Source organism: Flagellimonas sp. ABD4_174, assembly GCF_056160185.1.
Map to the genome: position 1 here is coordinate 3,106,522 of NZ_JBSWWP010000001.1, position 26,784 is coordinate 3,133,305.

Genomic DNA, 26,784 nt, shown 5'->3' on the forward strand with positions numbered 1-26,784 from the left:
TTTTTTAAGATAAATCGAGTCATATCCTATGGATTACGGAAAAGAATTCAAAAACTACGCTACCAAGCACCATGGTATAAACAGCATGTACTATGACCAGATCATGAGTACAATGTATCCCATGAACATGACCCCGAACATTATTGAAGAAAGGCAATTGAACGCGGTTGCCATGGACGTTTTCTCCAGATTGATGATGGATAGGATTATTTTTATGGGAACCGGGATCAATGATCAGGTGGCCAATATTATACAAGCACAACTACTGTTCTTGGAAAGTGCAGATGCTTCCAAGGACATCCAAATCTATATCAACTCTCCGGGAGGAAGCGTATATGCCGGTCTAGGCATTTACGACACCATGCAGTTTATTAAACCCGATGTTGCTACCATTTGCACGGGTATCGCCGCATCTATGGCAGCCGTTTTGCTATGTGCCGGACAAGAGGGCAAGCGGAGCGGATTGCCCCACTCAAGGGTAATGATCCATCAGCCACTGTCCGGAGCACAAGGACAAGCAAGCGATATTGAAATTGCAGCCCAAGAAGTCTTAAAGATCAAGGACGAGTTATATGAAATCATTTCCAAGCACTCAGGTCAGAGTTTCGACAAAGTTTATGAAGACAGTGATCGTGATTTCTGGATGAAGGCCCCAGAAGCCAAAGCGTACGGAATGATCGACGAAATATTAGTAAGGGAAAAGTAAAACTTCTCAATAGATTACAAAACAACCAGTTAACACAGAACAAATCCATTATTTTTGCGTTATTGATGGTTGAAGAATAAAATTTTATGGCAAAGGAAAATTTGGAATGTTCTTTTTGTGGAAGAAAAAAACCGGAAACCAATTTGTTGATCGCCGGTCTGGATGCGCATATTTGCGATAGATGTATAGAACAAGCCCACAGTATTGTGGCCGAAGAGTCCAAACAAACTAAAAATCAAGATCTATCATCCGAGTTGGTATTAAAAAAACCAATGGAGATCCACGATTTCTTGGACACTTTTGTAATCGGACAGGAACGCACCAAAAAGGTTATGTCCGTAGCCGTCTACAACCACTATAAAAGATTATTGCAGCCCAAAGGCAAGGACGAGGATATCGAAATCCAAAAGAGCAACATTATAATGGTAGGGCAAACAGGTACGGGCAAGACCCTTATCGCCAAGACCATTGCCAAAATGCTCAACGTACCCCTTGCCATTGTAGATGCTACAGTTTTAACGGAAGCCGGTTATGTAGGAGAGGACGTTGAAAGCATTTTGACCCGTTTGCTGCAGGCTGCCGATTATAACTTGGAAAAAGCAGAGCGCGGTATTGTGTTTATTGACGAAATAGACAAAATTGCCCGTAAAAGCGATAATCCATCGATTACCCGAGATGTATCGGGCGAAGGAGTACAACAGGGGCTCCTAAAACTATTGGAAGGCACAACGGTCAACGTGCCGCCCAAAGGTGGACGCAAACATCCGGACCAAAAATTTATCGAGGTAAATACCGAGAATATCCTATTTGTTGCCGGTGGTGCTTTTGATGGTATCGAACGTATCATCACCAAACGATTGAACATGCAGGCAGTTGGGTACAGTGCTTCCAAGGCCGAAGAAAATCTGGATCAAGAAAACATACTGCAATATATTATACCAAAAGATTTAAAGGAATTCGGACTTATTCCAGAGATTATAGGAAGACTTCCTGTACTGACACACATGAATCCTTTGGATGCAAAAACCTTGCGCGCCATTTTAACGGAGCCTAAAAATGCCATCATAAAACAGTACGAAAAACTGTTCGCCATGGACGATATTAAATTCTCCATTACCGATCAGGCATTGGATTACATTGTAGAAAAAGCTGTGGAATATAAACTTGGTGCACGTGGATTGCGCTCTTTGTGCGAAGCCATTTTTACAGACGCCATGTTTACCCTACCAAGCAGCGATGAAACAGAATTCAAGGTTACGAAAGGATATGCAGAGAAAAAACTGTCCTACGAAACAGTTAAAAAACTAAAAGCGGTCTCCTAGACCGCTTTTTTTGTAATATTTTCCAATAACAACAAACTTACATCAGAGATAATCTTTTCATCCGAGTAAAGGGTGTGCCCAAAATTTGGCACAATCTTTAGATTGGCCCCAACACTTTTGGCCCATTTCATTCCTGGTTTTAATTGATCACATTCCCCGTAGATCAGTTGCACACCGGGTGGAGCTATTTGGTTTTCCCCCTCTATTCCAGTGGCCGAAATAGCGGTTATCGTCTTGGTGGGCAAACCTTGTAGAGCAGCTTTGTAAACAACGGCGGCACCAGTGCCGAAGGCTAAATAATGGGCCTTCTCCGATTCTTTTCTCAATAAGTTGGCTACCGCTCTCTCCAGACCTTCTTCTTTAAAGGCCTTATCTATATTCTCCTCCGAATAGATGGAAACCTCCACATTTCCCAATTGCTGGCAATCGTGAAATTCAATATCATAATACTGCTGCAAGTAGCCAAAGTAAGAGGCGATCCAAAGACCTTTTTTGGCTCCCCATTTATCCGAGATAACAACAAGCTTTTCCGACATGACTTTTAATGGTTTAGTGTTTTTAAAGTATTGATAGGGGAAAGTTCTTTAATAAACGGCCCAAATCCACTTTTATTTGTTCAAGAGAAAAGTTTTTACGACGAAAGGGATTATTTTACGAAAACGTTTTCGTTACTTCTGTACTGGTTCCTGATGATACCGTAAATCTGGCTTACCCCTTGTTCATTTGAAGAAGTTCCTCGAGGCAATCGCGATCATTTGACAATCTTGGAATTTTATGTTGACCACCCAATTTATTCTTGGATTTCAGCCATTGATGAAACAAATTCTCTTTGGCCAAATGCACCTTTGGCATGTTCAAGGTTATGTTGTTGTACCTTTTGGCCTCGTAGTCAGAGTTGAGTGATTTTAATGCATTGTCCAACATTTCAGTGAAATAGCCGACATCTTTCGGTGGTTTTCTAAACTCGATCATCCATTCGTGCGCCCCTTTTTCCTTTCCTGCCATAAAAATGGGAGCTGCGGTATAATCCATAATTTCAGCCTCGGTTTTTAAACAGACTTGCTTTAAGGCTTCCTCGGCATTTTCAATGATCAATTCTTCACCAAACACATTAATATGGTGTTTAGTTCTCCCAGTAATCTTTATCCGATAGGGATTTTTGCTCGTAAACCTCACCGTATCCCCAATTTTATATCGCCATAGGCCGGCATTGGTGGTGATGACCATAGCATAGTTCACTCCGGTTTCCACTTCCCAAAGCGGAATGGCCTTATCCCCTTCTCCATAAGCGTGCATAGGAATAAATTCATAAAATATTCCATAGTCCAACATCAACAGCAATTCGTCGGAACTGTTTTGATCTTGAATCCCAAAAAAGCCTTCCGATGCATTATAAGTTTCATAGTAGTTGAACTTTTTGCGGGGCAACAATTTTTTATATTGATTCTTATATGGGGTAAAACTCACACCTCCATGAAAGTACACCTCTAAATTCTCCCAAAGTTCGAACAAGTGGTTCTTTCCCGTTTTTTCCAAAACTTGGTTGAGCAATACCAACATCCAAGAGGGTACGCCTGCCAAACTGGTCACATTTTCCCTAATACTTTCTTCGATAATGGCCTCCAGCTTGGATTCCCATTCGGTCATTAGGGAGACTTTGTTACTGGGCGTACTGCTATATTCTGCCCAAAGAGGCATATTATCGATCAAAATGGCCGAAAGGTCACCAAAAAAAGTCCCATTGTCCTCGTACAGCTCCTTACTCCCTCCCAGACGGAGACTTTTACCCGTGAACAATTGTGAATTTTCGTTATTATTTAAATAAAGGCACAACAGGTCTTTACTGGATTTGTAGTGACAGTCTTCCAGGGCCTCTCCACTTACCGGGATAAACTTGCTTTTTGCATTGGTGGTCCCGCTGCTCTTGGCAAACCATTTTATAGAAGTGGGCCAGAAAAGGTTCTGTTCCCCACGACGGGTACGCTCGATCATCGGGGCAATATCTTCATAGGTCACTATGGGAACCCTATTGCGGAATTCATCATACTTTGGCAGGTCCTGAAAACCATATTGCCTACCGATCATGGTGTCCTTGGAAAAATCCAAAAGCTTGCGCAACACCTCATCCTGAACATCCAGTGGATATTTTAAAAAAAGTTCAATTTGGTGATAACGTTTGCGTAACAACCAAGAAGCGATGGAGTTGAATAATGGTATCGGCATTTTAGGTATCTTTAACCTGGAAAATTAGATTGGTGCAACAGCTAAAATAACTTTTCTAACACTCATTTTCAAATAAGTCAAATACATTCAATTCAAAAATGCTGTACGAAGGAGTCCTAAGAAAAATGAAAACCGAAATCGGAAACCCCATCCAGTATTTTTTGGTTTTCGAGAACGATTTTATCAATATGAACCAAGCCTTGGACAAAGAGGTTCAAATAGATTTTATCAAATTTCAGTGTTTGAACTGTGGCAGAGACCTGCCTATTTTCCGACAAGGCTTTTGCAAGACGTGCTTTTTTGAAACTCCACTTGCCGGAGATTGGATCATGAAACCGGAATTGAGCACGGCACATTTGGACAAAGCGGACCGTGATCTTGAATTCGAAAAAAAAATGCAGTTACAACCACACATTGTTTACTTGGCGAACTCCAGCAATGTAAAGGTAGGCGTTACCCGAAAATCCCAAGTACCGACACGATGGATAGACCAAGGCGCCCACGAAGCCATTGAAATTATGGAAGTGCCCAATCGATATTTGGCGGGCATTACCGAGGTTGCCCTTAAAGCGCACGTGAGCGACAAGACCAGCTGGCAAAAAATGCTTAAAAATGATATCGAGGACGTGGATCTAGTGGAATGGAGGGAGAAGCTGAAATCCAGTATTCCCGAAGAAACCATTGCCTACTTTATAAACGACAAACAAGAAACCTTATTGGAGTTTCCCGTGCTACAATATCCAGAAAAGGTAAAAAGCCTCAATTTGGACAAAACCCCAAGTTACAAAGGAACCTTAAAGGGCATAAAAGGCCAATACCTTATTTTTGATGACAATACAGTCTTCAATGTTAGGAGTAGCGAAGGCTACTTTGTAGGTATAAACATCAGCTGACCAATCCATTCCAAAATGCTCAAGTTTTTCAGAAAAATCAGGAAGGAATTGATAGCCGAGAAAAAAGTCAGCAATTACATTCTTTACGCCATAGGGGAAATTGTTCTGGTGGTCATCGGGATTTTGATCGCACTGGCCATAGATAACGCCAATGAGCAAGGTATCAAACGGGAAAAAGAGCAGATTTACCTTATGGGACTTCGGGATGAGTTCGAGACCAGCCAAACCAAATTAAAAGAACTTATATCCTTCAACAGGCAAAGCTATGAGGACTCTAAAACAATTTTGGTCTATATGGTCGACCCCGAAAACCTGCCCGATGAGCAAGAGCTCGCCAATTTGCTGTATAACGCCTTGGCTTTCGATATTTCGTTCAACCCCAACAATTCCCTTTTGATGGAAATGATCAATTCGGGTAGTTTAAAAGATATCTCCAATCCACGCCTTCGCATCCTTTTGACCAATTGGATTTCCAACATTGAGGACATATCGAAGCAAGAAATGATGCTGGCCAATGAGCGGGACAAGATACTGGACATGTTCCGCAGCGAACAAAACAGCATTAAAACGCTGTATGACCTCACAGGGGTCTCCGATGAATTGGGGATTCCCGCTAGTTCGGACCGAACGAGCAACCGTAATCTTTTAAAGTCTAAAGAGTTTGAGAACAATATGCTCATGTTCATACTAACCAGTATCAAAACGGAAACGTTACATTACAATCCATTGATGCAAAGTATAGATGAGATTCTGAAAACCATCGACAACGAAATCAAGGAATAAAAAAGGGCGATTTTAAAATCGCCCTTCGCATTTATTTCACTGTATCCTTTTTCTTTTTTCCGAGCAGCCCGCCCAATATGGATTTGGCCGCATTTTTAACCTCATCCTTTTCTGTTTTGCTCGTATCCGTTGCCGTAGTATCCTTTTTTCCTCCAAGAATATTGCCAATGGCCTCTTTTACGCCGCCAGATGTGGTCTTGGTAGTATCGGCTTCATCTTTTTTAAAGACATCGGACAATAGGTCTTTGGCCTTATCCTTTCCTTGACTCACCAATTTCTGCTTTTGCATTTCCACCAACTTACCGGTCAGTGTTTTTACACTCGAAGTCATATCGGTGTTGACGGACGGGTTTGTAAAACTACCTCCAATATTGGCGGTAACGGGAATGGTTACTTCTCCCAAGCTTTGATCGTTCATTTGCGCGATAAGTTTGTTCACTTCTGCACCCAAGTATTTAGCAGGTACGTCCAGAGTGGCTTTGTATTGCATCTGCCTATCAAAAGTATGGCTACCGTCGACATTTATATTGATATCTTTATACTTTAAGGTAAAGGGTTTTACTTTAACTGCCCCATTTTCAAAGCTCAAAGCGGTTTTAAGTCCGTCCAAATTGATTTGCTTTGTATCCAAAAAATTGAGCTTATTATCCAAAGAAGACACCAAAGGTGCTTTCTGTGCATCCAACTTGGGAGAAAGCAATTCCGCCAGCAAGTTTCCGGAAATGGTTGCCAAATTAGGGGTAAAATCCTCTTTTAGGTTACCCGATATCTTAATATCCGAATTGAGTTTACCTGTCAATGCACTCGCCAAAGGGGTTAACACTTTAAACAGTTCCAGACCAGCAAAAGATTCGCCAATATTAAAATTGTTCATACCGAGGTTTACATCGAATGTAGAAGTCTCTTGTTTGGTGGATACCGCCCCAGAAAGTCCCATAGTACCCCCGAATAAATCCGAAGTAAGATTGTTCACAGTAGCGGTTTCGTCTTTGATCACCAATGTCCCTTTTACATTTTTTAGATCAAGGTTATCGTAGATCACGGTATTTGCAGTAGCATCTATGGTACAATCCAAAAAAGATGGTATTTTGATACGTTCCTCTCCAGCAATTGCAGTTTCCTCGGTCTTTGTTAGGTTTTCATCTGCCGTTTCCTCGACCATAAAATCGTTCAGTGCAAATTGGTTCGAGTTCAAGGAAAACCTACCTTCAATATTTTCATTGTTGAACATAAAACCCAGTAAATTAGTTAAAGTTCCCTTGGCGGCAAAATCCGTACTTCCCGTTTTACCTTCAAAAGAATCCAATGTAACGGTGTTGGGATTAAAGGTAAGGGCCGCTTTGTTTATGGCTACAGGGTTTTTAAGCTCCTCCGAAGCATACTCAAAACCGGTCAAAGATGCTTTTCCACTGGTTTTGGTGTTCTGATATTGTTTCTTTTCCAAAGAAGCCATATCGAAAGATGTGGATACGTCGGCATTCAATATGCCTTTAAGATTATAATCGTCCGGCACAGGGTATGCTTGGGAGATGTTCGCCAAGTTTATCCTACCGTCCATGTCGGCGTCTACCTTGGTATTGCCCATTACATCCCTGATCTTGGCCTTAAGATTGAATTTATCCTCATCTATGGCAAAAGAGAGCCTGTTAATATCGACATAGGTATCTTCCGTAATACCAGTTTCGTTGTTGATCTCGGTGTCTATATGCACATTACGGACAGATTTGGGCAAATCGGGAAACTTGAAGGATGCATTATCCGAATTGATCGCAATTTTAAAGGTCGGTATATGTTCTTCATCCACTACTCCTTTAAACACTCCATTCACCTCAAAATTTCCGGTGGTCCGTACATTTTCTATGTTACCGGCATAGGCTTCCGGGATTACAGCCAAAAAGTTTTTAAAGTCGGAGGAAGGTGTTTTAAATGTAATGTCCACCTCTTGGTTTTCCTCGTTCACCTTAACAAATCCATCAAAAACCAGTGGCAATTGGTTCACCAAGGCCTTATTTTCCAGAAAGGTATATTTGTTTTCGCTCAGATCTATTCCGATTAGCGCATCTAGATTGATTTTGTTTTTGTTCAGATATTTTGTGCCATCCATCTCAAAGGATACCAGAGCATCGGTAAGGGTCTTTAGCTCCGATTTTTCCAAAGATAGGTCTCCCGTTCCGGTATGATTCATTTCGATAATAGTCAATAGCATACCACTTGCCATATCCTCATAAACAATTTCGGTATTGTTTATCGCATAGGAATCCATATTCAATGTAAAACTACTATCAGGATCGCCTGTGGGGTCGGACGTTGGTTCGTTGCTCTCTTTGGCTATATCGTAATTCGCATTGCCTTCCACGTCGGTTTTGATGTGCAACTTGGCTTCATCCACATCCAAAGTTTTGATCACTATCGGTTCATCTGCGGATTTGAACAGTTCTTTAATCGACATGGACAATGCGATCTTGGAAGTAGTAAAAAGGGTATCGCCTTCGAAAGGGGCCTTATTGATCAAGGACAATTGGGTAAGCTCCACATGGGCATTGGGAAAGTTCTTGAGAAGACTTAGATCGGCATCCTCAAAATCCAATGTGGCATTAATGCTGTTATTGACCTTTGTCTTGATAATTTCTTCAATCTTACCTTGAAGAAATAAAGGGACGGCAATACTAATTGCGAGTAGGATAAGTAGGGTTATTCCAGTAATTTTTAGGACTTTTTTCTTCATACTTGGGTGTTTTACAACAAATTAAAGAAGAAGCATCAATCCAAAGAAATTTCCTCTCCTATTTTTAAGTTAAATCTTTTTCTCATCAGATATACGAAAAAATAGAGCAAAGGGGTGTCGAGAAGGGCTATCATCATTTTAAAAATTACCCCACTAATGAGTAATCCATAAAACTTGTCCCACGGCAGTACACCAAAAAGGCACAATAGCCCTACTACAGTGAATGTGTCTATAAATTGAGAAGAAAATGTTGAGAAATTATTTCGGAGCCACAACATTTTCCCTTTGGTCAGGCGTTTCCAAAAGTGATAAATGGTAATGTCGATGTACTGTGCGCCCAAGTAAGCCAGCATGGATGCCAAAACCCCTAATGGGGACAGGCCAAAAACGGTGGTAAAAGTGGCATTGTCCACCGGTGAGCTGGGAATGGCACTGGAGTAGTTGGCCACTAAAATTATCGCCATGGAAAAAAACGAAGCGAAAATTCCTGCGGTGACCACTTGATTGGCCTTTTTTTGACCATAGATCTCGGAAATGAGGTCTGTGATCAAAAAGGTTATCGGATACGGCAAAATACCTACCGAAAGTTCAAAAAGTGGTGCACCGAATACGGAGACATCCCCAAAAGGGCTCCAAGAGAAAAATTTTTGAAAGATTAAATTGGATACCACCAAAGAAGTTATGAACATTGCTCCTAAATACAGATAAATGGAAAATGCCTTCTTCTTGTCTTTTTGCGTCATATATGGTTAAAGTTCCTTGAGGTACTGTTTAAATTCTATTTGATATTTAAGCTGAAAGGCATCTTAGCCTGAATTCCCTCTTGTTTGGTAAACTCTTTGAATTCTTTTATTACCTGATAGGCTTCGGTACCGATTTCTTCCTGTATAATGGACTCCCCGATCTTGGATTTAACCGCACCATAATCTTCCATAAACTGCTCGAATCCAGATTTATACTTGGGGTACTTTCGTACACCGTAATCGCTTAATCCGGCCATTTCTGCCGCTGCAGCAATGGCGTCCTCCAAGTTACCAAGTTCATCCACCAATCCTAGAGCTTTCGCATCTACACCGCTCCAGACCCTGCCTTGCGCCACCTCGTTCACCTTTTCTACGGGCATGTTCCTACCTTGCGATACACGACTTAAAAAGGTTTGGTAGGTTTCCTCGATACTTTCCTGCATTACATTTCGGAACGAGTCCGACATGGGCTCAAAAAAGGAATAATCCACAGAATTTGCGTTGGTACCCACCTGCTCTGCGTTCACCCCTATGTTTTTGGCCAATTCGTGCATATTGGGTATAGTTCCAAATACCCCAATGGAACCCGTAATCGTGGTAGGCTCTGCAAAAATTTTATCCCCTGCCACACCAATGTAATATCCTCCTGATGCGGCAACGTTTCCAAAGGAAACCACCAAAGGCTTTTCCTTTTTGGCCAATTGCATTTCGCGCCAAATGATATCGGATACCAATGCGCTTCCCCCTGGAGAATTTATACGCACCACTATGGCTTTTATATTCTCATTGTCCACCGCTTTGTGCAAGGCGTCCACGATCAGTCCCTGACCAATATAATCCCTGCCGCCCTCGCCACCGAGAATTTCGCCTTGAGCGTAAATCACGGCTATTTTATCGGAACCTGTCTTAAGTTTCTTTTTGCTGGAGTTTTGAATATAGTCCCTTAATCCAACATACTCCACCTCATCGTCTTCCTCAACACCTATTTTTTCCTTGATCAAGTTTTCGTATTCATCGTAGTGCAATGCTCCATCCAACAATCCGGAAGCAATTGCATACTGAGGTGTTCTACCCCCGAGTGTGTCGGCAATTCTATTTAAGTTTTCTGGGGCAATATTTCTGGATTCCGAGATATCCTCCACCATAATATTCCAGATAGAAGTTATCAGTTCCTTGATCTGTGTACGGTTTTCATCGCTCATGGTATCGGAAAGAAACGGTTCTACCGCACTCTTATATTTACCATGGCGAATTACTTCCATTTTTATTCCTGATTTTTCCTGTAGCTCTTTGTAAAAAAGCACCTCGGTGGACAATCCCTTAAAATCGACCACACCTACGGGGTTTAGGTACACTTCGTCCGCAGCGGTCGCCAGATAGTAATCGCGTTGGGCGTACACATCGGCATGTGCCATAACAAATTTTCCATTCGATTTAAAATCGATAAGTGCATTTCTTATTTCCCTTGTCTGCGCCATCCCGGCCTGTAAAAAACCAGTGGTTAAGCTAATTCCTTCGATATTAGCGTCATTTTTGGCAACTTCTATGGCATGAAGGATCTCATCCAGTCCAAACTCCTCTGTCCATATAGATGCGAAAGGATCGGTTTCATCCTTTCCCGCATAATCCATAATGGGTGCCACAAAACTAATTTCCAATACGGAGTTCTTTTTTACCAAAACACCGTCTTCCGCACTGCCTACGAGCACCATAAAAATAAAGAACATGCCCACCACGATCATAAATGCCACTAAGCTTCCCAAAATAGAAGCAAGCAGGTTTCTCAAAAACTTCATGCAATAAAATTTAATACACTTCAAATATAACCATTGTAGTAATGTTTTGTTTACTTTGTTTCTTCGATTATGAACAGAAAACAAAAGGTATATCTTTCTTTGGGCAGTAATATGGGCAATCGCCTCGCTACGCTACAAAAAGCCATTTTCAAGATTCAGGGAAAAACGGGCAAGATATTGGATATTTCCTCGGTCTACGAAAATCCTGCCGTGGGGTTCGATGGTGGTGATTTTTTCAATATTGTTGTATCCTTACTTACCCCGCTGGAACCCAAAGAACTACTGGATGCACTTTTACAGATCGAAGAGGATTTTGGCAGAAAACGAATGGACAGTGGATATAGTTCAAGGACTTTGGATATCGACATAATTTACTATGGTACGGAAACCATGGCCAATGAAAGTCTGGTGATCCCCCACCCGCAAATGCAGCACAGAAAGTTTGTTTTAAAGCCACTGAGCGATATTGCCCCCCAATTCTATCATCCAGTTCTACAAAAGGATACCCGCAATCTTTTGCAGGAGTGCAGGGACAAGAGTGAACTTACAAAGACCAAACACAAACTTTTTAAAGATAGGAGCGGGCTTTTTTCCCAACTACAATTGATTGCCATAGAAGGCAACATTGGAGCGGGCAAAACCACTTTGTCCAAGATGATATCCAACGATTTTAATGCCAAGCTAGTTTTGGAGCGTTTTGCGGACAACCCGTTTCTGCCCAAGTTTTATGAAGACCAATCCCGTTACGCTTTTCCATTGGAAATGTCGTTTTTGGCGGATAGGTACCAGCAATTTATGGACGATACTTCCCAATTTGACCTGTTCAAGAATTTTATGGTGAGTGATTACGATATATTCAAATCCCTGATTTTTGCGAAAGTGACCCTGCAAAAAGAGGAATATAATCTATACCGAAAGGTTTTTAACTTTATGTACAAAGAGGTTAAAAAACCAGAGATCTATCTCTACCTCTATCAAAATACCGAACGGTTATTGGCCAACATTAAAAAAAGAGGTCGCGATTATGAGCAGAATATAGACCCTGGCTATCTGGAAAAAATCAACAGAGGATACTTGGACTTTATTAAAAGCCACCCGAGCCAAAACAGTGTGATCGTTGACATGGGGGAACTGGATTTTGTCCACAATCCGAAGGATTATGAATTTATTTTGGAAAGATTGGAAGACAATATACTTTCAACAAAGATTTAAGAGAATTTTTAGAAAAAGTTTGGATATAACGAATGGTTTTATTTTATTAGCAACCTCAATTCGAGAAACTAACTAACTCAGACTTATATATGGCCCTGTTTTTCAGGGCCTTTTTATTTGGACCGATTTTGTTTGGACCAAATATCCCATACCGTAATTCCCGCACTCACCGATATATTTAACGAATGTTTGGTGCCAAATTGTGGTATTTCCAACACCACATCGCTCATGCTCACTACCTCTTGCGACACCCCTTTTACCTCGTTTCCAAAAATCAGAGCAATGGTTTTACCTGTTTCAACAGTAAAATCATTAAGCATTGTTGCATTTTCTGCTTGCTCCACAGCTACCAGTTGCACACCGTCCCGTTGTAATTCCGCGGCCAGTTCCCCAGTATCCCTTCTGTATTCCCAATCTACACTTTCGGTAGCTCCCAATGCCGTTTTCCGAATATCCTTGTGCGGCGGAGTGGCCGTAATTCCACAGAGGTAAATTTTTTTCACCAAAAAAGCATCTGACGTACGGAATACAGAACCAATGTTGTTCAAACTGCGAATATTATCCAAAATAATAATGATGGGCGACTTTTCCGCTGCTTTAAAACCATCGATATCCAATCGGTCCAGTTCGCTATTTTCCAGTTTTCGATTCATTTTTTAAACATTGGGGTGAAAATATCAACAAAAATTTTTGATGGGCAGCGAAAACAATATATTCGTTTTTGACCCAATTTTGGGCAAAAGTAACAGAATTAAATCGCTTTGGCAGCCAAGAAAAAAATAAAGAAGGTTACTCCGCTGATGCAGCAGTACAACGCCATCAAGACAAAACATCCTGATGCCCTGTTGTTGTTCCGTGTCGGGGATTTTTACGAAACGTTTGGGGAAGATGCGGTAAAAGCCGCCAAAATATTGGGGATTATTTTAACCCACCGGAACAATGGAGGGGACAAAACGGAACTGGCCGGATTTCCCCACCACTCCTTGAACACCTATTTGCCGAAATTGGTAAAGGCCGGGCAACGTGTGGCCATTTGCGACCAATTGGAAGACCCCAAACAGACCAAAAGCATTGTAAAACGTGGCGTAACCGAACTTGTCACTCCCGGTGTTGCCCTGAACGACGATATTCTCTCCGCAAAAAGCAATAACTTTTTGTGCGCCGTACATTTTGGGCGAACAAAATTAGGGGTTTCCTTTTTGGACATTTCCACAGGAGAATACCTAACTTCCGAGGGTTCGGTGGAGCAAGTGGACAAGTTGCTTCAGAATTTTTCGCCAAACGAAGTTCTGGTATCCAAAAAGCACAGAAAGGAATTTGCGGATTGCTTTGGCAACCATTGGCACAGTTTCTTTTTGGAAGACTGGATTTTTCAGGAGGATTACGCCCAAGAGAGCCTCAACAATCATTTTGGCACAAAAAACCTAAAAGGTTTCGGCATAGATCACCTTACCCACGGCATAATCGCCTCCGGAGCGGTTTTGCATTATTTGTCCGAGACCCAGCACAGCCGACTTCAACATATCAACAAAATACAGCGCATTGCAGAAGAGGAATATGTATGGATGGATCGATTTACCATTCGCAACCTGGAACTTTACCACTCTTCCCACCAAAATGCCGTAACCTTATTGGATATTATCGACAGGACCATTTCCCCCATGGGGGGACGACTCCTAAAGAGATGGTTGGCCCTACCCTTAAAAAACGTTGTCAAAATCCAACAAAGGCATCAGGTAGTCGCCTATTTAAAGGAAGAAGACGAACAACTTAACCGGATTCAGGGATACATCAAACAAATGGGAGATTTGGAACGATTGATTTCCAAATTGGCCACGGGCAAAATCAACCCAAAAGAAGTGGTCCAGCTCAAAAATTCGCTGGAGGCCATAGTTCCCATCAAACAACTATCCGAAAAGAGCACCAACGAATCCTTAAAACGGATCGGTGAACAATTGAACCATTGTGAAGGACTCCGCTCAAAAATAAAAACAGTGCTCAACGAAGAGGCTCCGGTAAACATTGCCAAAGGCAACACCATTGCCCAAGGTTACTCAGAAGAACTGGACGAACTGCGAGGTCTTGCCTTTTCCAGTAAGGATTATTTGGATAAAATGTTGGAGCGAGAAACCAAGGAAACCGGGATCACCTCCTTAAAAATAGCATCGAACAACGTGTTTGGTTACTATATAGAAGTAAGGAACACTCATAAGGACAAAGTCCCCGAGGGTTGGATTCGCAAACAGACCTTGGTCAATGCCGAACGCTATATTACCGAGGAGCTCAAAGAATATGAATCCAAAATATTGGGAGCCGAGGAACGGATCTACCAATTGGAGCAACAACTTTTTGATCGCCTTTTGGTTTATATGCAGGAATATATTGCACCGGTACAGTACAATGCCCAACTTATCGCGGAACTGGATTGTTTGTCCGGGTTTACACAATTAGCAAAGGAAAACAACTATGTAGCCCCTTCGGTGAACGATTCCACTACATTGGATATTAAGGAAGGGCGCCACCCTGTTATTGAAAAGCAATTACCGATCGGCGATGCTTATGTAACCAACGATGTGTTCCTTGATAGGGAAGAACAGCAGATCATTATGATCACAGGACCCAACATGAGCGGTAAATCTGCTTTGTTACGACAGACTGCCCTTATTGTGCTTTTGGCACAAATGGGAAGTTTTGTTCCCGCAACAGAGGCTACCCTGGGTGTTGTGGACAAAATATTTACCCGAGTAGGTGCCAGTGACAATATTTCCATGGGCGAGTCCACTTTTATGGTGGAGATGAACGAAACAGCCTCCATTCTGAACAATCTATCGGAGCGCAGTTTGGTCCTTTTGGACGAAATTGGTCGAGGAACCAGTACCTACGATGGAATTTCCATTGCTTGGGCGATATCGGAATATTTGCACGAGCATCCCGCCAAAGCAAAGACCTTATTTGCCACACATTACCACGAACTCAACGAAATGACCAATATTTTTACCCGAATAAAAAACTACAATGTATCGGTTAAAGAATTGGAAGATAATGTGCTTTTCCTTAGAAAGTTGGTGCCCGGCGGGAGCGAACACAGTTTTGGAATCCATGTGGCTAAAATGGCCGGCATGCCGCAACAAGTAATACAAAAGGCCAATAAAATCCTGAAAAAGCTGGAAAAAACACATTCCAGTGAGGAAATGACGGACAAATTACAGTCTTCCCAGAATGAGATGCAATTGAGCTTCTTTAATCTGGACGACCCTTTGTTGGAAGAGATCAAGGAGGAAATCCTGCATTTGGACATTGATACTCTGACACCTGTGGAAGCTTTGATGAAATTAAACGAAATCAAACGCTTGTTGAGCAAAAAGAAAAAAGTTTCTTCCTGAAAAAATTCTTTTATTTTAATAGAATTGTTTTAAATTTGCATCCGCGCTTGGGAAAAGTGCAAGTTCTTTTAAATGCGAAAATAGCTCAGTTGGTAGAGCATCACCTTGCCAAGGTGGAGGTCGCGGGTTCGAATCCCGTTTTTCGCTCGACTTCGACTCCGCTCAGTCACCACGGGTGGAGTTTTTTTTTACATACAAGTCCTGCTCGAGTGGTGGAATTGGTAGACACGCCGGACTTAAAATCCTGTGGGCATTTTGCCCGTGCGGGTTCAAGTCCCGCCTCGAGTACAGAAATCCCTTTTAACTTATTGGTTATTAGGGATTTTTTTATTTTAAATAATAAGTTACGTTTCTGCCATCCATCAACCCAAACTAGGTATACATCAATTCAAACACAGCAACCATCAATTCTACGTCCGTTGTTGGCCTTACATGCTTACATTTAAACATAACTAACTGTATACCTACTTCTTATGAAAAACTCTATTCTTATTAAATGTACATTGTTGATTTTATGCATTTCTTTTAATTCCTGCTTAGTCCAAGATGGGGAAGATGGTGCAGATGGAATTGATGGGAAAGATGGAATTGACGGAATCGATGGCTTAAACGGACAAGATGGACTGGACGGCGCACCAGGAGCAACAGGACCACAAGGAGATCCTGGCAATGATGGACAAGATGGGACCGGGTTGGAGGAAATGGCACAATATGGGTCCATTACCATGAACTTGAGTGGCACAAGGCCAGATGCTATCGCCTTTACAGACAATACCGAATTTAGGTTCCTAGGTCTTGATGGTGAGGATTTTATAAACTATAATATAGTTACTGCCACAGAAGTTGGTGAAGACACCGAGTATTTTTTCAATTTCCGTAGGTTCTTAACAGCACCCGATGCCACTTATAACCCTACTTTTTTCGATTGGGAAGCTACCATAACCAATCCAGGGGAAAACACAGAAACAGTAAATTTGATTGTAACCACCTTAAACAATTATGGCGTTGTTGGAGAGGACTACAAATATTTCATATTAGATGATGGCTATGATTCTGATGGCGAAGGAGTATCCAATATGCAACTCACCAACATCATGTTCGAACCCGAAAACAACAACCACCTTACCTTTTCCTATTCTTTTAGTGTCGATGCTGCCAACAATGACTCCGGCAACGAACTAAACGTATCGGGTGAAGTGGACGTCTATTTATTTGAACTAATAGAACCTTAATCGATAGCAATAGCCTAAAAAGCCCCGCACTAAAAGTGCGGGGCTTTTTACATTATATTCCATTGTTTTAAGTCAACAAATTCCCATCCTCGTCCCACTCGGCAATAATGCCGCGTTTGCTCTGGTCCACACACTTGGCCAGCCATTCCTCTTCATAGGAAACACCGTGCTGTTCCAACACATCATCAGGGACACCATCCCAAACATTGGGCATATTGCCCTTATACCCTATTTCTTCTATCCCGATTTTTGTGGTATAAAATCCCGTCATGGTAAGGTTACGGACCAAGGAGAAGAAATTCACTTCAAATGGTCGTTCATTGCCCGGCACTTCGGGATCATAATAGGCAATTTCATCCAAAATGGCTTTTTGTTGTGCTTCGATCGCCGTTTTAAACTCCACCCCATATTCGGTGTTACATTTATGATCCAACCACATAATTCCACCACGGATATCGGGCTGGAACGCCTCATTGTCCTTGCACATGAACTCTATAAAACTGACCACATCGGCATCCGAGGCTGCTTTGAATGCCTCCGAAGGAGGCAAAATCAAATCACAAAGTATCGTAAGTGTTTCCACCTCGTGCGGATTCAAAAACTGTTCGTCCTGTAGTTCATTGATCAATTCTGTTTCCAAGGGAACCCTGCCCGGATAAGTAATTTTTGGTGCTTCCACCAATTCCTTCGCCTCCGTAGATGGCGTGCATCCGTGAATGGCCAATCCACCGGCCACAGAGCCCAATACTATAGATTTTAAACTCTTTCTTCTGTCCATTGCCTTAAATGTTTTGTTGTTTCAATTGCTCCACAATATATTCCGATGCCCTCATGGAAAGTGCTAAAATGGTCCATGTACAATTCTTGTCCGCTTGGGAAGTAAATGGTCCGGCATCCACAATAAACACGTTGTCCACATCGTGCAGCTGCTGGTATTTGTTCGTCACCGATGTCTTTGGATCGTCGCCCATTCGCGTAGTGCCCACTTCGTGGATAATGTTGCCCGGATTGTGCAAGCCATAATTGGTATCCTTGCCCGGTTTGTCGCCCAAAGGCTCACCGCCCATATTGATCAAGAGCTCTTCAAAAGTATCTTGCATGTGTTTGGCCTGATTGATCTCGAACTCGCTCCATTTGTAATGGAAACGCAATACGGGAATACCAAACTCATCCACCGTGGTTGGGTCTATCTCACAATAATTATCTTTCCGGGCAATAGATTCACCACGACCGGCCATGCCCACAACGGCACCATAATATTTTTTGGCATCGCTGCGCAATACATCGCCATAACCTCCCACTTTGGTTCCAAAGAACTTATTGAACTCATTGGCATTGAACCCGAAGCCATAGCTGGGCATTCCCATACCGCCCCATACTTCTATATGATATCCTCGTGGAAAATCGAGCTTGGAATTATCGCCCCACCAGGGTGAGTACACATGCATGCCCCCCACGCCATCTTCGTTATAGGAAACTTTTCGGTTCATTAGATCTGGAACAAAGGCCGCTCTTCCGGCACCGGTAGAATCGTGCAGATACTTTCCGACAACATCGCTACTATTGCCCAATCCGTTCGGGTGTTGCTTACTTTTGGAATTCAATAAAATCCTAGCTGAGCTACAGGCAGATGCTCCAAGTACTACCACTTTTCCCTTGAGCTTATATTCTTTCCTATCTTCTTTATTGATGTAAGACACCCCTGTTGCTCTTCCCTCTTCGTTTGTGGTTACTTCGCGCACCATGCAATTGACAAACAAATCGATCTGTCCTCCATTTTTTTGCGCCGGGAAAATGAGACAGGTACCTGCTGAGAAATCGGCATATACTTGACACGCTCTATTACACTGCCCGCAGTAGAAGCAGACCCCTCGCTCATTATTGATCTTTTTGGTGAGCATGGACATCCTTGATGGGTATACCGGAATATTACTCTTTCTGGCCCCTCTGATGTAGAACAGTTCGTGCAATCTGGGTTTAGGCGGGGGTAGAAAAAAACCATCCGGATCATTGGGCAGCCCCTCATTGGTACCAAATACACCGATCATCTTATCTACCTTATCATAGTACGGTTTTACATCATCATAACTTATGGGCCAGTTCTCGCCATGGCCATCCACATCTTTGTGCTTAAAATCCTTTGGACCAAAACGTAACGAGATTCTTCCCCAGTGATTGGTTCTTCCTCCCAACATTCTGGAACGGAACCATTCGAATTTTGTCCCATCCTTTTGGGTATACGGCTCACCTTCAATATCCCAGCCGCCGTAGGCAGCATCAAAATCACCGAAAGGGCGAAATCGCGTACTGGCCCCGCGCCTAGGACTCTCATAAGGCCATTTTAATTGGGTTTGATGTTCTGGTTTGGCCGGGTCAAAATATGGACCTGCCTCAACTACCGCGACTTTTAGCCCAGCTTCCGAGAGTACTTTGGCAGACATGCCACCACCAGCCCCGGAACCAACAATTATGGCATCGTATACCGTGGAATTTTCAATAATTTGCATTGGTTTATGTTTGATTTAGTTTTAAATACATCAAAATCAATATGTTGAAATTTTGAGAAAATCTCCGTGATTGATATGAGATGCCTCTGTGCGTACTAAAGATACTTTTTCCAAATATAAATTCAGTGTCTTTTTCCTATTTATCCGAAGAAGGATCCAATCAAATGGAATCTGTAAACTTTAAGTAAAAAAAACATATCTTCCACAAAGAAAACCAACCATTACACTATATGAAAGCATTGTTAAAAGCGCTTGGACCGGGCCTATTGTTTGCCAGCATGGCCATTGGAACTTCGCATTTGGTACTATCCACCAAGGCCGGAGCCCAATATGGATGGGTTATGATCATCCCCATACTTTTAGCGAATTTGCTCAAATATCCTTTCTTTGAATTCGGTATTCGATATACGACCATCACCGAAAAAAGCTTGATCGAGGGATACCACAATCTGGGAAAAACCTACTTGTGGATCTATGCGTTTGTTACATTGATCTCCACCTTTACCATTTTAGCTGCCTTGTACGTGGTGACTGCCGGTTTGTTTATGAATTTGTTCAATGTTGCATCCGTTGGTGCAGGTGTAATTTCGTTGGGGCTATTTGTATTTATCAGTTTAATCTTGATCATAGGAAAATATAGGTTCCTAGAAAATTCCCTGAAAGCCGTGATCACCATTTTATTTGTGGCCTTGTTGATCACAACGGTGATGGTGCTCCAAAAAGGGCCGGTACCCCACAGTGGGTCGTACCAACGACCGGAAATTTTTAACGAAATGGGCATTTTGTTTTTAATCGGTCTTGTTGGCTGGATGCCCACGGCCGTTGAAGCATCGGGGTGGGTAAGCCTTTGGGGCATGGAAAACCTGAAAACCATGAGAAACAAGCCAACACTAAAAATTGCCCTTCAGGAATTCAACGTTGGTTATGTACTCACTGCGGTACTGGCCATCTTTTTTATGATCATTGGCTGGATGACCCTTTACGGAACTGGCACGGAACTCAGTGGCAATGCAGTGGTCTTCGCCGATCAATTGGTCAACTTATTTACAACCCATATAGGAAGTTGGGCTTACTTTTTTATTGCAGTGGCCGCTTTTGCCACCATGTTCAGCACATGCATGACCGCCCATGATGCCATATCGAGGGTAAGTTTGGATGTTTTACAAAAGCTGCTCCCACAAAAAAACATCTACAATGGCAAGCACTCTTTTGCACTTATGGTACTTGTTATGGCTTGGATCAATTGGATCGTAATAAGTCTATTTAGCGCCAACATGGGCGATTTGGTAGGATTGGCCACTTTTGTATCCTTTGTTTTCGCTCCCCTACTCGGTTGGATGAACTTAAAAACCGTTACCGGTAAAGATGTTCCAAAGGAACATAGGCCCAAGATAGGCCTAAAGGTACTTAGTTATTCGGGAATTGTTTTTCTTTCGTTGTTCGCCCTCTACTATTGCTGGGTACTGACCAAGTAAACTAATCGAACATTACATTGTCGTTTAGCACAACGATCAGCGAACGCTGGTTCTGCTTGTGCAAGGTCTCCAAACAAAAAACACCATTGGTACAGTTGTTCAATATTTTATCCTCCCCATATCCGATGGAATATAACACACTGGTCGCAGGCACCCCGCTTGCCACTAAATATCTTTTTATGGCATCCGATCGTGCTTGGGTAAGCTTAAAATTGGTACTGCTCCCCCCTCGGCTATCGGTATAGGTTTCCACTCGTAGTTGGGCTTCCGGAAAAGCATTCATAAAATCCACCACTTTTGTCAGCTCATTTTTTATGTTATCGGTAAGGTCCGTTGATCCATTGTCAAAATAAAAATCATCTAGCTTTACCACTTTTTGACCCTCCCTTTCCTCCACCAGGTCATCATATAAAGAGACCCCGATGGTATAGGATTGTTTCTGGAGCGCATCCAATTGTTCCTGTCCAAATTGTTCTATAAATCGGGAGTAGCGTTCTTTGGTCGCTTCTATGACCACCTCGGTTTCGTAGGGCACTTCCAATCGGTAGGCCCCGTTTTCATCGGATGTTGTGGTCGCTATCTTTTCGCCATCCATGTTCCATAGGCTCACCACAGCATTGGCAACAGCATTTTGGTTTTGACTATTTACTACCTCGCCCTTAAAGGTTAGCGTTTTAAGCCCCGGTTTTTCATCGACCTTAAATCCATAAATGTCATCCTTTCCTTTTCCTCCGGGCCGGTTAGATGCGAAATACCCCAATAATCCATCCCCCTCGTTCCTTATGATCAATCCAAAATCATCGAACTCGGTATTGATTTGGTTGCCTAGATTGATGGGAATACCGAAATCTTCACCTTCAAGATTGGATTTGTAAATATCCATTCCTCCGAGGCCGAAGAATACATCAGAAGCAAAATAAAAACTGTTTTCGAATATAAACGGAGCTATTTCGTTGCCCGAAGAATTGATACGCGGCCCCAAATTGATGGGCGCCGACATTACCTGTCCGTTGTTGGTGTACACAAAATAGATATCCGTACCGCCATAGCCATCCTCAAAATCCGCAGCAAAATAAAGTTTACCGTTGCGGTCGTCGTAGAACGGGTAATAAAATGAGGTGCTCAAATCCTTTAATAAAAGCTGATGGCCACCTCCAATGGTCTGTTTGGCAATGGACAAGGCGTTTTTTCCTTTGGAATCGAAGGCCAGCTCCCCATTTTGAGTATTGGATGCCACATAGAACACACTGTTCAGGGCCGAGGAGAAAGATGGTGTTGCTTTATGATAATTCGTTTCTTCCAACCCCTTTAAGGTCTTAAGGGACCTGATCTGACCGGAAGGCTGAATCTCTGATTCGTAAATATTGAAATAGCCCTCGTTGCCCGGTTCGTATCGCAATTTTTTATTGGCAAGACGTCCACTGGAAAACAGTAGCTTATTAAGATAAAAACTTGGTGCAAAATCGGTTTGAGGACTGTTGCCCTCCAAGTTGAAAATTTCGTACTCCAATTGATTTTCGTCTGTTTCGCCTTGCAGTAATTGTTTGTTAAACTCCATATTTTCCAGCAGTTCTTTCGGAAAATTAGAGGACACCCTTTCCACAAAGGCATCTACCCCCTCGCTATTCGGGACCTTGGATAAGCTCTGTAACATTTTGTTGTAATGATGCGGGTTCATGATCGTATCCTGATCATAAATCTCCATGTATGCCGCGGAAGCTTTTTCAAAATTATCGGTTTCAAAATAAGCATCGGCCAAGTTCAAGAACTGTTGTTTGGTCAGCGTACCCTCGGACAGTTGTTTTTCGTAGGCCCTTGCGGCTTTTTGATACTCGTACTGGAAAAAGAAAACATCCCCTTCGGACTGTTTTTTTTGGGCAAAGCAGAAGGCAACTCCCAAAAGGGCGGCCCATAATGTAAATTGTATTTTTTTTGTTGGGTTCATGTTAGAAAAATCTTGGGGAATCTATCTGCTTACCTTTGTTTTTTGATTTTTTGTTCTTGGTTTTATTCTTACCGGAACCAAATCCACCTCTTCCAATATAAAATTTTAAAATGGCCTCGTGGGACCCCCCGCCATACTCGCCCAATCCATTGGTGTTGTAATCGTAGGCATACCCAATAAACATGGCGTTGGAAATTTGAAATCCCGCCAGTCCGCTCACGGCATTATCAAATCGGTATGCAGCTCCAATGGTAAGGGCATCGATAAACTGAAAATTAGCCGATAAATTTATGTTTACGGGCGAACCTTGAAGGTAATTTACCAAAAAAGCGGGTTTAAACTTGGTCCGGTCGCTCAATTGGAACACATAACCGCCTATTACGTTCAACTGCATATAGTCTTCCACAATGGTAGCGACTTCATCATTATAAAGTTCGTCCGTTAAAAAATTGGGTACGGAGGCCCCCAAGTACCAATCCTCCTCGTGGTACATAAACAAGCCTGCGCCCACCGTAGGGTAAAAATTGCTATAGGTATCACCATAAATAGATGCATCTGTTGAATCGTATATTGTACCTTTGGAATAATCTATATTGAGGGAAGACCCGCCCGCGTTCAGTCCAAAGGAAAGTTTGGTCTCGTCGGACAATTGGATCTCGTAGGAATAGGCCACATCAAAATAGGTTTGAGTGGAAGGTCCCAACACATCGTTCACAATATTGACCCCCAGTCCCATTTTCTCGTTGCCGAAAGGAATATTGGCCCCACCTCTAATTGTGGTCGGAGCCCCTTCGATGTCCAGCCACTGTGCACGGTACAATCCAATAATCTCTGGACTTTCCACCGTGCCTACGTAGGCAGGGTTAAAACTTCCGATGTTGTACATGTACTGGGTGTATTGTGGCTCTTTTTGTGCCTGCACAAAACTTACTGCCATAACTACCACAAGCAGCAATACTTTTCTATAAATTGATAAGATTGTTATATCCGACATTTTCGTTTTTACCTTACAATTTGAATCCATCCTTTTACCACCTCTGTTCCATCTCCATTAAGATCAAGGATATAATAATAAGTTCCATTGGGCAAATCCCCATTCTTTCCAGTTCCGTCCCACGAGCTATCGTAACCGTCCATCTGGAAGACACTGTTTCCGTACCTATCAAAGACCTCAAAAGTATTGTCCAGGTAAAGTTCATGGCCCACCAAGATTAGGGTATCGTTGTACCCATCATTATTGGGAGAAAAGATATTACAGAGGGTTCCTGGGTCTTCGCATTGGCTCCTTTCCGCATCTACAATGATGGTATCTGAATTGTTATCCGCGATACCATCCAATGGAAATGATGACACCAAAAATGCCGTATTTTCCAAATCGGTCAAATCAGCAATAGTTGCTCTGATACTAAGTATAGCTTCGGTGTCATTGGCAGTCATTTCAGCGATGGACCATTCACCGGATTCCACGTCATATTCACCTAGTGTAGCTTGGTGATCAATATAATTAAAAGATGATGACAATACCTCCGAAACAATAACATCCAACACCCTAACCTGATCTACATTTTGAATGGTAATCTCAAATACAACCTCGTCCCCAATCAATTTAGACCTATTATCCCTTATCTCTTTGATGATGGCTAAGTCAATATCATCAGGGTTACAATCGGGTGTTAGGAAAGGATCACATGGATCCAATGGGTTAGATGCCATTTCTGGTACCAAATCGGTAGATGGATCATCTTCCACCAATACTTCCTCTCCATCGGTAAGGCCATCACCATCGGTATCGGGGTCGTTCGGATCAGTACCCAAATTGGTCTCCTCACTATCGGTAAGGCCATCACCATCGGTATCTACTGTACAATCGCTTACTGAAATCGTTACCTGAACAGATGCTCCCGTACAAGGCGCTTCGGCAGTAGTAGTATATTCAAACACATAATTACCGTTTGGTAAACCCTCAAAATTAACCGTATTTTCAGAACCAATTACCAATGTTCCATTGGATGGGTCGGTAATTACAGTCCAAGTACCCGGATCGGCACCCGTGAGAGTATTGTCCAAATCAATAATATTTGGACCACCATTTCCTGCAACATTACAGGCTGTGGTATTACTAGGGGACCCTGCATTGGGAATGTCGTTAATAGCAGCAATGACTTCTACCCGGTCGGATTCGCAGCCATTGGCGGAGGCCGAAACGTAATAGGATGTGGTCTCGGACAAGGTATTGGTGGTAAATGTAGCGCTGGTGCCCACAATGTTTCCGCCGGTAGGTGCATCGTACCACGTATAGGCTATGGTACCGTTGCCCGCTACGGATGCGGATGCGGTTAGATCCAATATGCTCGGACCGCAAGAAACATCGCCCGTGGTACTATCTATTACGGGCGTATTGTTCAACTCCAGGGTTATGGCCAACACTGGGCTTCCACAATCGTTCACATCGTCGTAGTAAAAGGCATAATAGGTTCCTGGTTCAACCACGTTCGGAGCTTGCAAATGAGCCCCGGTCTCTTCGGGGTCGTTACTTGTACTCCAAACAAGCGTTGTACCTGCCGGGGGCGTACTGGTCACGTAATCGTTTAGGTTGGCGGTGATAGCATCGCAAAACGCTATGGTTGAACTCCCACCATTAAGTGCAGGAGCGGTATTTCCCGCATCGCAAGGCCCGGAACAATCATCAATTGTCACCTGTAGTTGCACAGTTTGGTCGGTACAAATGCCTGAAGCTGTTGCTGTATAAGTAAAAATATATTCGCCATCTGGTTGACCTGTAAAATTGACAATATTACTGCTATCAATAGTAATTGAAGAACCTGGCACAGTTGAAGTTAATGACCACGAACCGGGATCTTCATCAGTTATTTGATCATCAAGATCAAGAAGGGTATTCCCATTGGAGGAATCCGAACAACGGGAAACCGCAGTAGTTGTTCCCGCATTTGGTTCCTCGTTAACAGACAGGGTCAAAGTAATCGTTGGACTTGCACAACTGTTTATTTCATCATAATAAAAACCATAATATGTGCCATTGTTCTCAATCTGAGTCCCTGTAACCACACTACTTGTTGAAAGATGATCTCCTGTTTGATTAGGATCAGGGTTAGTACTCCAAACCAAATTTGCGGTTACATCAACATAATTATCCAGGTCTTGGTTAAAACTGCCAAGATCTGTAACACAAAATTGTGTTGTTGTTGCATTTATTATTGGTGCCGTTGTGCCGGCAAAGCAAGTTTCTTTTGTTGCCGTATTTATTGCAGGATTTCCATCCCCATTGTCATTGGAAAGAACTACCGTAAGGGTAATAGTTCCATTTGAAAGACCACTTAAATTAGCGTTGACCTGTTCAGATGGAGAACTAATTACTCCAGTACTTGTAACCGGAGTCCCGCCCCCACTACTTGTAATGGAATATTCATAATCGTCTCCATTCTCCCCCCCGGTAATGGTAAAACTTACGTTATTCTCGTTGGTTTGATTTATGGGGTCTTGATCAAAACTCACCGTATAACCCGAAGGCACCGCTGTATTTTTGGTTGCAAAGTCAAATACCTCATCTCCTGTATTTCCAAAAATGTTGGTCAATGTAACAGTTAGTCTGACCTGTCCATCCGGCAAACTAGTTAAATCTTCCCCTAAGACTGTTTGATTTGGCAAAATAACAGTTCCACTCCCTGATACGGTTGTCGCATAGTTATCCCCATCACTTGCATAAGTATAATTATAAGTTGTCAATATTGGCGCTCCCGAAAATGTAAAACTTATATTATTCTGATTTGCAGCTAGAATAGGGTCTTGATCTATTGATACCGAGTATCCTGCAGGAATTG

At 42.5% G+C, this 26,784-nt stretch carries 19 protein-coding genes and 2 tRNA genes; 10 read left to right on the forward strand and 11 right to left on the reverse strand.

The window, feature by feature from the left end:
• Positions 1 to 28 precede the first annotated feature (28 nt).
• Together clpP and clpX are read left to right on the forward strand one after the other, a co-directional pair.
• A complete protein-coding gene (clpP, locus tag ACXAFK_RS13910) occupies positions 29 to 706 on the forward strand; it encodes an ATP-dependent Clp endopeptidase proteolytic subunit ClpP (RefSeq protein WP_224835398.1) in 678 nt (225 codons plus the stop codon).
• A gap of 86 nt (positions 707 to 792) precedes the next feature.
• On the forward strand, positions 793 to 2,028 hold the full coding sequence (gene clpX / locus ACXAFK_RS13915) for an ATP-dependent Clp protease ATP-binding subunit ClpX (RefSeq protein WP_252079028.1): 1,236 nt from the start codon (positions 793 to 795) through the stop codon (positions 2,026 to 2,028).
• Here the strand turns inward: clpX and ACXAFK_RS13920 are convergent.
• The gene (locus tag ACXAFK_RS13920) at positions 2,025 to 2,564 is read right to left on the reverse strand and encodes a hypothetical protein (RefSeq protein WP_224835400.1); all 540 of its coding nucleotides are present in this window, start codon (positions 2,562 to 2,564) and stop codon (positions 2,025 to 2,027) included. The genes clpX and ACXAFK_RS13920 overlap by 4 nt on opposite strands.
• Positions 2,565 to 2,736: 172 nt before the next feature.
• Entirely contained in the window at positions 2,737 to 4,251 is a 1,515-nt protein-coding gene (locus ACXAFK_RS13925; protein WP_474958130.1) for a GH3 auxin-responsive promoter family protein, read from the reverse strand.
• Between the two features lie 98 nt (positions 4,252 to 4,349).
• On the opposite strand from ACXAFK_RS13925, the gene ACXAFK_RS13930 reads away from it, so the two are divergent.
• Together ACXAFK_RS13930 and ACXAFK_RS13935 are read left to right on the forward strand one after the other, a co-directional pair.
• Positions 4,350 to 5,144: a DUF2797 domain-containing protein gene (locus ACXAFK_RS13930; protein ID WP_224835402.1), complete on the forward strand. Its 795-nt coding sequence runs from the start codon at positions 4,350 to 4,352 to the stop codon at positions 5,142 to 5,144.
• 15 nt (positions 5,145 to 5,159) lie between these two features.
• Complete coding sequence (locus ACXAFK_RS13935; RefSeq protein WP_474958131.1) at positions 5,160 to 5,927, forward strand: DUF6090 family protein; 768 nt, start codon at positions 5,160 to 5,162, stop codon at positions 5,925 to 5,927.
• 31 nt (positions 5,928 to 5,958) lie between these two features.
• Here the strand turns inward: ACXAFK_RS13935 and ACXAFK_RS13940 are convergent, their stop codons facing one another.
• The 3 genes from ACXAFK_RS13940 to sppA are packed head-to-tail and all read right to left on the reverse strand — an operon-like array spanning position 5,959 to position 11,191.
• The gene (locus ACXAFK_RS13940; protein ID WP_474958132.1) at positions 5,959 to 8,652 is read right to left on the reverse strand and encodes an AsmA family protein; all 2,694 of its coding nucleotides are present in this window, start codon (positions 8,650 to 8,652) and stop codon (positions 5,959 to 5,961) included.
• Positions 8,653 to 8,687: 35 nt separating this feature from the next.
• Complete coding sequence (locus tag ACXAFK_RS13945; RefSeq protein ID WP_224835405.1) at positions 8,688 to 9,395, reverse strand: queuosine precursor transporter; 708 nt, start codon at positions 9,393 to 9,395, stop codon at positions 8,688 to 8,690.
• 35 nt (positions 9,396 to 9,430) lie between these two features.
• Positions 9,431 to 11,191 carry a signal peptide peptidase SppA gene (sppA, locus tag ACXAFK_RS13950; protein WP_474958133.1) on the reverse strand — a complete coding sequence of 587 codons (1,761 nt, stop codon included), beginning with the start codon at positions 11,189 to 11,191 and terminating at the stop codon, positions 9,431 to 9,433.
• Positions 11,192 to 11,260: 69 nt separating this feature from the next.
• On the opposite strand from sppA, the gene folK reads away from it, so the two are divergent.
• Positions 11,261 to 12,403 (forward strand): 2-amino-4-hydroxy-6-hydroxymethyldihydropteridine diphosphokinase, encoded by a 1,143-nt coding sequence (gene folK / locus ACXAFK_RS13955; protein ID WP_474958134.1) that lies wholly within the window; start codon positions 11,261 to 11,263, stop codon positions 12,401 to 12,403.
• 113 nt (positions 12,404 to 12,516) lie between these two features.
• Here the strand turns inward: folK and ACXAFK_RS13960 are convergent, their stop codons facing one another.
• Entirely contained in the window at positions 12,517 to 13,056 is a 540-nt protein-coding gene (locus ACXAFK_RS13960) for an RNA methyltransferase (protein ID WP_474958135.1), read from the reverse strand.
• Positions 13,057 to 13,203: 147 nt separating this feature from the next.
• On the opposite strand from ACXAFK_RS13960, the gene mutS reads away from it, so the two are divergent.
• From mutS to ACXAFK_RS13980, 4 genes are all read left to right on the forward strand, one after another.
• The gene (gene mutS / locus ACXAFK_RS13965) at positions 13,204 to 15,786 is read left to right on the forward strand and encodes a DNA mismatch repair protein MutS (protein WP_474958173.1); all 2,583 of its coding nucleotides are present in this window, start codon (positions 13,204 to 13,206) and stop codon (positions 15,784 to 15,786) included.
• Between the two features lie 74 nt (positions 15,787 to 15,860).
• Positions 15,861 to 15,933 (forward strand) — tRNA-Gly (locus ACXAFK_RS13970).
• Positions 15,934 to 15,989: 56 nt separating this feature from the next.
• Positions 15,990 to 16,074 (forward strand) — tRNA-Leu (locus ACXAFK_RS13975).
• 185 nt (positions 16,075 to 16,259) lie between these two features.
• Complete coding sequence (locus ACXAFK_RS13980) at positions 16,260 to 17,018, forward strand: hypothetical protein (protein ID WP_293296597.1); 759 nt, start codon at positions 16,260 to 16,262, stop codon at positions 17,016 to 17,018.
• A 67-nt stretch (positions 17,019 to 17,085) separates the two neighbouring features.
• Here ACXAFK_RS13980 and ACXAFK_RS13985 read toward each other — a convergent pair whose 3' ends face one another.
• The gene (locus tag ACXAFK_RS13985) at positions 17,086 to 17,796 is read right to left on the reverse strand and encodes a gluconate 2-dehydrogenase subunit 3 family protein (RefSeq protein WP_474958136.1); all 711 of its coding nucleotides are present in this window, start codon (positions 17,794 to 17,796) and stop codon (positions 17,086 to 17,088) included.
• Between the two features lie 4 nt (positions 17,797 to 17,800).
• The gene (locus ACXAFK_RS13990; protein WP_252079010.1) at positions 17,801 to 19,525 is read right to left on the reverse strand and encodes a GMC oxidoreductase; all 1,725 of its coding nucleotides are present in this window, start codon (positions 19,523 to 19,525) and stop codon (positions 17,801 to 17,803) included.
• A 230-nt stretch (positions 19,526 to 19,755) separates the two neighbouring features.
• Between ACXAFK_RS13990 and ACXAFK_RS13995 the strand changes: the two genes are divergently transcribed.
• Positions 19,756 to 21,000, forward strand: coding sequence for an NRAMP family divalent metal transporter (locus tag ACXAFK_RS13995; protein ID WP_474958137.1), 1,245 nt, complete (start codon positions 19,756 to 19,758; stop codon positions 20,998 to 21,000).
• A gap of 1 nt (position 21,001) precedes the next feature.
• Here the strand turns inward: ACXAFK_RS13995 and ACXAFK_RS14000 are convergent, their stop codons facing one another.
• The 3 genes from ACXAFK_RS14000 to ACXAFK_RS14010 all read right to left on the reverse strand — a co-directional run.
• A complete protein-coding gene (locus ACXAFK_RS14000; RefSeq protein ID WP_474958138.1) occupies positions 21,002 to 22,945 on the reverse strand; it encodes an OmpA family protein in 1,944 nt (647 codons plus the stop codon).
• 1 nt (position 22,946) lies between these two features.
• Entirely contained in the window at positions 22,947 to 23,939 is a 993-nt protein-coding gene (locus ACXAFK_RS14005; protein WP_474958139.1) for a PorP/SprF family type IX secretion system membrane protein, read from the reverse strand.
• A gap of 8 nt (positions 23,940 to 23,947) precedes the next feature.
• On the reverse strand, positions 23,948 to 26,784 hold a 2,837-nt coding region (locus ACXAFK_RS14010; RefSeq protein ID WP_474958140.1), incomplete at its 5' end, for a T9SS type B sorting domain-containing protein.